The organism is uncultured Lamprocystis sp., assembly GCF_903933125.1.
Lineage (GTDB): Bacteria > Pseudomonadota > Gammaproteobacteria > Chromatiales > Chromatiaceae > Thiodictyon.
Genome location: NZ_CAIZIZ010000339.1, coordinates 1 through 8968, shown reverse-complemented (window position 1 = coordinate 8968; position 8968 = coordinate 1). Strand labels below are relative to the sequence as shown.

The following is an 8968-nucleotide window of genomic DNA, read 5'->3' as shown; positions in this document are numbered from 1 at the left end:
CGGCACCGCCAAACAGCGTGAGCCCCGCCGCTATGAGATCAGCCATGTCCCCGCCCCGGTGCGCAACCGCGACCGCCTCATCGGCATCGGCGAACCGGTACTGCCGCGCTACGAGCGTATCGCCTTCGAGAAGGCCCTGGTCGCGCCCCAAGGCCAGCCGCTCGCCGCCTTCGTCTGCCCCGGCCATCCGCTGCTTGATGCCGTCATCGACCTCACCCTGGAGCGCAATCGCGACCTGCTCAAACGCGGCACCGTGCTGGTCGACGAGCGCGACCCAGGCACCGCACCACGAGTGCTGTTCTATCTGGAGCACGCCATCCAGGACGCCGGACTGACCCGCGCCGGTGAGCGCCGGGTCGTCTCCAAGCGGATGCTCTATGTCGAGGCGAGGATGAGAAGAGAGGGGAGAGGAGTGAGGAGTGAGAGGGGGAGCGATGCATTATCGAGAGACAACTGTCTGGCAGAAGGCCATGTCGGTGGCTCGGGAAGTGAGCCGAATGCTGACGGTGATGCGCCGCAACCGCCGCCAGACCTAGCCACTCACTCCCCACTCCCCTCTCACTCCTCACTGCTCTTTTCTCACCTCTCCTACGCCCCCTATCTCGACTACCGCCCCCTGGCGGCCGGCGAACCGGGATGCGACACCATCCTCGACCGGCCCGAGTGCCAGTGGATCGACCACGGACTGGAGAAAAAGGCCCAGGGTTACGCCATCGCGCAGGTCGTGCCGGAGCACCTTACCGAGATCAAAGGGCGCAAGCTGGACCTTATCGCCAAGACCGAGGCGGCGGTCAAGGATCGCCTCACGAAAGAGATCACCTACTGGGATCACCGCGCCGAGGAGTTGAAGCTCCAAGAGGCGGCCGGTAAACCCAACGCCAGGCTCAACTCCGGCGAGGCGCGCAAGCGGGCCGATATCCTGCAAGGGCGGCTACACAAGCGACTGGAAGACCTGAAGCTTGAGGCCCAACTCTCGCCCCTGCCGCCAGTGGTGTTAGGTGGCTCGCTCATCGTGCCGATGGGACTGATCCAGACCATGACTGGACAATCTGCACCAGTCACGACGGTTGCGGTTGACACCCAGATCAGTGCCGCCCGTGCCCGCGCCATCGTGATGGACATCGAACGTGGTCTCGGCTTCGACCCCACTGACCGGGAGTTCGACAAGCTCGGTTACGACCTCGAGAGCCGCGTCCCCGGCACCGGCAAGCTGCGCTTCATCGAGGTGAAAGGTCGCATCTCTGGTGCCCCGACCATCACCGTCACGCGCAACGAGATTCTGTACTCGCTCAACAAGCCGGATGATTTCATCCTCGCCATCGTCGAGTTCCAGGACGCCGACGCGCACCGGGTACACTACCTGCGCCAGCCCTTCCAGCGCGAGCCGGACTTTGGAGTGACCAGTGTGAACTATGACTTTTCCGGGCTTCTTGCCCGAGCGTGCCCCCCAGAATGAGCAACCACACGGTCCTTCCGCTCTGGATTTTTGCCTTGCAAATTTGCAGAAAACCCGCAAACATCGACCGCTGTTTCATGTCTTGCTGGGCCTTCCACCATGCTCATTGAGTTCAGCGTTTCGAACTTTCGTTCCATTCTGACCCGCCAGACGCTTAGCATGACGGCTAGCCCGGACGCTGCCCATCGCCAGCGCAACGTGAGCCCCGGAGGGGCCAAGGATTTGCACTTGCTGAGGTCGGCAGTCGTCTACGGGCCAAACGCGGCAGGCAAAAGCAACCTCATGCGCGCCGTCGAGTCGCTGCGCGGCCTGGTCCAGAACTCGGCAACTGGTTTTCAGGAAGGGCAAGCGATTCCAGTTACGCCGTTTCTGTTCTCAACGGCGCCGTCTACACAACCCTCTGAGTTCGAGATTATTTTCATCGCCGACGACGGGGTTCGTTATCACTACTGCTGCGCGGTTAGTACTGAACGTGTGTTCAAGGAATGGCTTGTCGCCTATCCTTTGGGCCGTGCACAACGATGGTTTGAGCGCGCGTACGACAGCGCTACAAGGACGCAAAGTTGGTGGTTCGGACCCAACTTCAATGCGGAGCGTGCGGAACGCAAAGTTTGGCAGGACTTTACCCGGGACAATGCACTATTCTTGTCCACCGCCATTCAATTGAACAATGCTCAGCTCCGACCGGTTTTTAATTGGATCACCCAGAATCTTATTGTTCTGGTGCCCGGCGTCGGCCTTAATCCGTTCTTGAGCTTGAATCTCCTGCGAGAAGGAAGCGGACGGGAACAGATCATGCGTTTCATGCGGGCAGCGGATATTGGCATCGACCGTATGGAGCTACTGGAGGAGGATTTGACGGCCGCCCCATCGACAGTCATGCCGGCAGGCACGATGGGCATTCACTTTGAAATTGGACCCCAGCCAGGGGCTTCACCCGCAATTCAGCAACAGACGCGCTTTCGAGTCCTTGCATGGCACAAGCGTGCGGACTCCGAGGAGGATGTTCCGCTGGACATTAGCGATGAGTCGGACGGCACCCAGAAGCTCTTCGAATTCTCGGGAGGCTGGCTACATGCGCTCAAGAGGGGGGCAACCCTATTGGTGGATGAATTAGACCGTAGCTTGCATCCGCATATGACCCGCTTTCTCTTGGGGCTTTTTCACGGTCGCAGCAATGAAAAGAACGCTCAGTTGGTGATCACGACGCACGATACGACCCTGCTGGATATCGACCTGCTCCGTCGAGATCAGATATGGTTTGTAGAGAAGGATAATGACCAATCAACCCGCCTCTATTCGCTGCTTGAATACTCACCGCGAAAAGACGAAGCCCTGGAACGCGGCTATCTCAAGGGACGCTACGGCGCCATTCCGTTCATCGGCGACTTTGGAGCCTGACGCATGACGCGACGCACGCCGGTTTCGCACTTGCGTGGCGCTGGCTCGTTTAGACGCAAACCAGGGAGAAAGACCCCAAGATCGGTCACGCTCATTGTTTGCGAGGGCGAGACGGAGCAGGAGTATTTCGAGGCCGCACGCATAAAATACAAGCTAACTACCGCCGAAATCATTCTTGCCGAAAACACCATTGGACCAGCCCCCATCAGTGTTGTCTGCTGTGCGGAGAACAAGTGCGCAGAACTGGGCAGTTACGACACGATTTTCTGCGTATTCGACCGTGACGGCCATGAGAGCTTTGACCGGGCACGCGAGAGAATCAAGACCCTGACTAAGCTTAAGAAAAAGCCATTACCCATCCGGGAAGCGATCTCAATCCCTTGTTTCGAATATTGGGTGTTGCTTCACTACGCCAGGACGGATGCACCGTTCCACCGTTGTGATGATGCTATAGACCAAGTTCGCAACTAAGTACTTCAAGTGAAATATTTGTAGGCGCCAATAATTGCAAAGCATTGATTTAAAAGAAAGATAAATAATTAAGCGCTCATAGCGAATATATTGATGTACTTATATGCCTGGCTACGGGAAGGCGGATGCAGCCATCGCCAGGAAGCTCATGGCTAGGTTAAGCGATGCCCTCGGAAACGCCGATTGGGTCGAAGGCCGTGCCAAGGATAACGAGTATAACCCCTACACGTCTGTCCACCACGTACTTCAGCATTTCGAACAAGTCGCTAGCCCGGAAAGCAAGGGATGATCTACAAGAAGAAACTCATCGAGGTCGCGCTGCCGCTGGAGGCGATCAACAAGGCCAGTGCGCGGGAGAAGTCCATCCGGCACGGGCACCCATCCACGCTGCACCTGTGGTGGGCCCGCCGACCGCTGGCGGCGGCGCGGGCGGTGATTTTTGCACAGATGGTTGATGATCCGTCAGCGCATCCGGATATCTTCAAGACCGAGAAGGCGCAGGAGAAGGAGCGGCAGCGGCTGTTCCGCATCATCGAGGACCTGGTGCTGTGGGAGAACACCACCAACGAGGCGGTGTTGCAGCGGGCGCGCGACGAGATTTGGCAGAGTTGGCGCTATACCTGTGCCGAGAATGCCGACCATCCGCGCGCCAAGGAGTTGTTCGACCGCTACAAGCTGCCGGCCTTTCATGACCCTTTTGCCGGGGGTGGGTCCTTGCCTCTGGAGGCTCAGCGACTTGGGCTTGAGAGCTATGCCAGCGACCTAAACCCGGTGGCAGTTCTCATCAACAAGGCTATGATCGAAATTCCTCCGCGCTTTGTATGCAACCCACCAGTGAATCCGAAATCGCGTGCCGATGTAGCGAGTGGAGGCAGCTGGAGTGGCGCGACTGGACTCGCTGAGGATGTACGCTATTACGGACAGTGGATGCGGGATGAGGCGGAGAAGCGGATCGGGCACCATTATTCCGAAATCGAGGTCACGGCGGAGATGGTCGAGGACCCAGGCAATCTGCGGCCTGATTTGAACAAATATGTCGATCAAAAGCTGACCGTTATTGCGTGGCTTTGGGCTCGAACAGTGAAGAGTCCCAACCCAGCCTTTGCAGACGTGGATGTGCCGCTTATCACTACCTTCATGCTCTCTACCAAGCCGAGTAAGGAGGCTTGGGTGGAGCCAGTTATCGAAGACGGCGGCTACCGTTTCACGGTCCGGCAGAGTGGGCTAGATTTCAGCCAGATTGAGCAAATTGAAAGCTTGCCTACATCAGCGGAGCGGATGGCAGCAGCGAAAAGCGGCACGAAACTCGCGCGGGGGGCTAGCTTCCGTTGCTTGATGTCGGGAACACCGATCTCAGCCGATCATATCAAGGCTGAAGGTAAAGCGGGTCGTATAGGCGTTCGATTGATGGCGGTTGTGATGGAAGGGGATCGCGGTCGTGTCTATTTGGGACCGACGTCTGAGCACGAAACGTTGGCGCGTGACGCAAAGCCCGAGTGGAAGCCGGAAGGTTCATTCATTGAGGACGCACGAGCGTTTACGCCGTGCATCTATGGAATCAAGGAGTGGCAGCAGCTTTTCACCGACCGCCAGCTCCTGGCATTGACGACTTTCTCTGACCTGATAGAGGAAGTGCGGGATAAGATAAGATGCGACGCCATCACTGCCGGCCTAGCCGACGATAACAAAGTCCTGCGCGACGGCAGCACCAGCGGCGCCGCGTACGCGGAAGCGGTGGGAGTGTATTTGAGCCTTGGCCTCGGTAAATTATCGGATAATGCTTCCGCACTGTGTTCGTGGCACAATGGCGCACAACATCAGAAGATCCGCGCCACGTTTGGAAGGCAAGCTTTATCGATGACATGGGACTTTGCGGAAGGGAATGTTTTTTCGGTCTCAACCGGTAATTTTCAGAGGCAGATAAATTTGATTGCGGAGGTCATTAGCAATGCGCTTAGCGCCACCGCTCCCGGTTGCGCTGTACAAGCAGATGCACAACAACAGACGGTAAGCGCCGACAAAATCGTTTCTATAGACCCCCCTTACTACGACAACGTCCCTTACGCCGATCTGTCGGATTTTTTCTACGTCTGGTTGCGCCGATCGCTGCGATCGGTCTTCCCCGAACTCTTCGCGACGCTTGCCTCGCCTAAGGTCGAAGAACTGGTCGCTACACGCTATCGTCATGGAGGAAAATCTGGCGCAGAGACCTTCTTCCTAAATGGCATGATGAAGGCTATGCGGCGGATTGCGGAGCAAACCCATCCGGCTTTCCCGGTCACAATCTACTACGCCTTCAAACAGGCCGAAAGCGATGGCGGAGACGGCACAACCAATACCGGCTGGGATACGTTTCTGGCCGCCGTCATCGAAGCTGGGTTCGCCATCAGCGGCACTTGGCCGATGAGGACCGAGTTGGCCAACCGGATGCGAGGATCGGAGTCCAACGCGCTGGCCTCTAGCATCGTCCTCGTCTGCCGCCAACGCCCTGCCGACGCCCCCACCGCCACCCGCCGCGAGTTCGTCGCCGCCCTCAAGGCCGAGCTGCCGGCCGCGCTGGCCCACTTGCAGAAGGGAAACATCGCCCCGGTGGACTTGGCGCAGGCGGCCATCGGCCCCGGCATGGCGATTTATACCCGCTATGCGAAGGTACTCGACGCCGAGGGCAAAGCGCTCCCGGTGCGCGCCGCGCTCGCTCTGATCAACCAGACCCTGGACGAGGCGCTGGCCGAGCAGGAAGGCGACTTCGACGCCGACAGCCGCTGGGCGCTGACCTGGTTCGAGCAGACCGGCTTTGCCGAGGGCGATTACGGCGTCGCCGAGCAACTCTCCAAGTCCAAGAACACCGCCGTGGCCGGGCTGGTCGAGGCGGGCATTCTGGTGTCCAAGGCCGGCAAGGTACGCCTGCTGAAACCCGTCGAACTGCCCGCAGACTGGGACCTGGAGGATGAGAAGAGAGGAAAGAGGAGTGAGAAGCGAGAGGGTTCTTCTCTCACTGCTCACTCCTCTCGACTCACTCCTCACTGGATGATGGTCCACCAACTGATCCGCGTACTGGAGTCCGGCGGCGAGGGCGCGGCGGCGGCCCTGGTCGCGAAGCTTGGCAGCCAAGCCGAGACCGCCCGCGAACTGTGCTATCGCCTCTACACCCTGTGCGAGCGCAAGAAGCGCGCGACCGAGGCGATGGCCTACAACGGTCTGGTGCAGAGCTGGCCCGAGATTACCCGACTAGCCCAGGCGTCGCCACGTGCCGACGCGCCCGGTACCGGCGATTTGTTTACATAACCATAGGCGGAGCGCAATCATGCAAGTAGCTATCGACTTTCCCAGTGATTTTGTTGGGATGTTGACGCAGGATGTGGTCGCGCGGGAAATGCGGATAACCTACGCGCTGGCCTTGTTCAAGGATGCTCGTGTCACCCTCGCCAAGGCCGCGGAACTGGCGGGGATGAATTTGTATGAGTTCATGTCCGTGTGCAAGGCGCAGCGGATTTCCGTCATCGACATCTCTAGGGATGAGCTTGTCCAGGAAGTTGAGGCGATGGGGCGGCGCCAATGATTTTGATCGCGGATTGCTCCGCCCTGATCGCCTTGGCAACATGCCACGCGCTGCACGTCAGAGCTTTACCTGTCCGGTGATCTGATAGCGACAGTGTTAGATATTGCGGGTGAGAAGTGAGTCAGCGCCGCGGGGGCATTCGCCACGCGCGGAGACGGACTCCGCGCGCCGCCACGCCGGGCACCGGCGACCTGTTCGATGACGACGGGGGTCGATGATGAGTCTGATTGATGATGCCTTGGCCTGTCTCAAGCCGGCGGTGCCGGCTGGAACCCGGCTGATTGTGTTCGGCTCGCAGGCGCGTGGTGATGCACGGGCAGACAGCGATCTCGACCTGCTGGTGGTGGAACAGGAGGTGCCCGACCGCTTCGCCGAGATGGCACGCCTCGCCACCCTGCTGGGTCGGCGCCTGATCCCTGCCGACGTGGTGGTGATGAGCGCGGACGCCTTCGAGCGCCAGAAGACGGTGATCAACACCCTGGCCTGGCGCGCGGCGCAGGAAGGACGGGTGTATGACTTGGCCGCTTGAGCACGCGCTGGCCCGTCTATCTCGTTCCCACGCTCCGCGTGGGAATGCAGTCTTGGCCGCTCCTGCGGCCCGTCACGCCCGGAGGATCACATGAACCCTCTATCGAAACTGGATGAGATCACCCTGGCCCATCTTTGCGAACGGCACCATATTCGCCGCCTGGCGCTTTTTGGTTCGCAACTGACGGGCACTGCCGGGCCGGATAGCGACATCGACCTGCTGGTCGAGTTCTTTCCAGAGGCGCGGACCACGTTGCTGGACATGGCTCAGATCGAGATTGAATTGTCCGAGGCTTTGGGCGGGCGCAAGGTCGATCTGCGCACCCCGCAGGACTTGAGCCGCTACTTCCGGGATGAGGTGGTGCGCACGGCGCAGGTGCAGTATGTCGCCCGATGATCGCTGGCGGATCAGCCACATGATCGAGGCGGCGGAAGATGCGCGGGCCTTTGTCCAGGGGCGTCAACGCGCGGACTTGGACCAGGACCGGATGCTGAGCCTGGCCTTGACCCGTGCCGTGGAAATCGTCGGTGAAGCCGCCGCGCAGGTGAGCGCCGCCGGGCGCGCCGAAATGCCTGGCGTGCCCTGGCAGCAGGTGGTCGGCATGCGCAATCGATTGGTGCATGCCTATTTCGACATCAATTTGGACATCCTGTGGGATACCGTAGAGCTTGCGCTGCCGTCCCTGCTCGCTCAACTGCGCGGGTTGCCGGAACAGGAATAAGGAATCGATATGGCTATCAGCAACCACGAGCGTGTCGGCAAGTCGCTGGAACTGCTGAAGGCCGGTCTCGGCCCCTTCGTCGAGCGCGAGTTGAGGGCGCGGTACGGCGATGGTTGGGCCGGCGAGGCGAAAGTCGTCCTGTCCGACACCCGCCTGGGTGCCGGCAAGGAGGAACCGCTCCAGGATGTCGCCGCCTTGCTGGTCATCATGGATCGTAAATGGAGCGAGGTCTTCCGGCAAATTCTCGGCAAGACCGAACGCAGCCTGGTGAACGAGATCATTGCCGTGCGCAACCGGTGGGCGCATCAAGAGCCCTTCTCCAGCGACGACGCCTACCGCGCCTTGGACTCCGCAGAACGGCTGTTGTCCGCCGTCTCGGCCCCCGAGTCCGACGAAGTAGACAAGATGAAGATGGAACTGCTGCGCCTGCGCTTCGACGAGCAGGCGCGCGGCGAGAAGCGCAAGTCGGTGAGTCAGGCCATCGAGAGCGGGGTGACGGGCAGCCTGAAGCCCTGGCGTGAGGTGGTGATGCCGCACGAGGACGTGGCCAGCGGCCGGTATCAGCAGGCCGAGTTCGCCGCGGACCTGTGGCAGGTCCATCTGGGCGAGGGCACGGCCGAGTACCGCGACCCGGTCGAGTTCTTCCGGCGCACCTACCTCACCGAGAGCCTCAAGGGGATGCTGGTGGGCGCCCTGCGGCGGCTCTCGCCCGCTGCGACCGGGGCGGGTGGCGACCCGGTCATCCAGTTGCAGACCAACTTCGGTGGCGGCAAGACGCACTCGATGCTGGCGCTCTACCACCTGTTCTCCGGTATCGCGCCGACCGAATTG

At 60.2% G+C, this 8968-nt stretch carries 9 protein-coding genes; all 9 read left to right on the top strand.

Translation table 11 applies throughout. The features are described from left to right. On the top strand, positions 1-1456 hold a 1456-nt coding region (locus QZY03_RS17665; RefSeq protein ID WP_295583364.1), incomplete at its 5' end, for a DUF3883 domain-containing protein. Positions 1457-1555: 99 nt separating this feature from the next. Further along, on the top strand, positions 1556-2857 hold the full coding sequence (locus tag QZY03_RS17660) for an ATP/GTP-binding protein (protein WP_295583362.1): 1302 nt from the start codon (positions 1556-1558) through the stop codon (positions 2855-2857). Between the two features lie 3 nt (positions 2858-2860). Further along, positions 2861-3328: an RloB family protein gene (locus tag QZY03_RS17655; protein WP_295583360.1), complete on the top strand. Its 468-nt coding sequence runs from the start codon at positions 2861-2863 to the stop codon at positions 3326-3328. 285 nt (positions 3329-3613) lie between these two features. Continuing rightward, positions 3614-6613 carry a DUF1156 domain-containing protein gene (locus QZY03_RS17650; protein ID WP_295583358.1) on the top strand — a complete coding sequence of 1000 codons (3000 nt, stop codon included), beginning with the start codon at positions 3614-3616 and terminating at the stop codon, positions 6611-6613. A gap of 19 nt (positions 6614-6632) precedes the next feature. Next, positions 6633-6887, top strand: a complete 255-nt coding sequence (locus tag QZY03_RS17645; RefSeq protein ID WP_295583356.1) for a UPF0175 family protein — start codon at positions 6633-6635, stop codon at positions 6885-6887. A 214-nt stretch (positions 6888-7101) separates the two neighbouring features. Next, on the top strand, positions 7102-7416 hold the full coding sequence (locus QZY03_RS17640; protein ID WP_295583355.1) for a nucleotidyltransferase domain-containing protein: 315 nt from the start codon (positions 7102-7104) through the stop codon (positions 7414-7416). 90 nt (positions 7417-7506) lie between these two features. Continuing rightward, a complete protein-coding gene (locus QZY03_RS17635) occupies positions 7507-7812 on the top strand; it encodes a nucleotidyltransferase family protein (RefSeq protein ID WP_295583353.1) in 306 nt (101 codons plus the stop codon). Next, complete coding sequence (locus QZY03_RS17630; protein ID WP_295583351.1) at positions 7799-8137, top strand: HepT-like ribonuclease domain-containing protein; 339 nt, start codon at positions 7799-7801, stop codon at positions 8135-8137. The genes QZY03_RS17635 and QZY03_RS17630 overlap by 14 nt, the downstream gene beginning before the upstream one ends. Positions 8138-8146: 9 nt before the next feature. After that, positions 8147-8968, top strand: an 822-nt coding sequence (locus QZY03_RS17625) for a Swt1 family HEPN domain-containing protein (RefSeq protein ID WP_295583349.1), incomplete at its 3' end; no start/stop codon positions are given.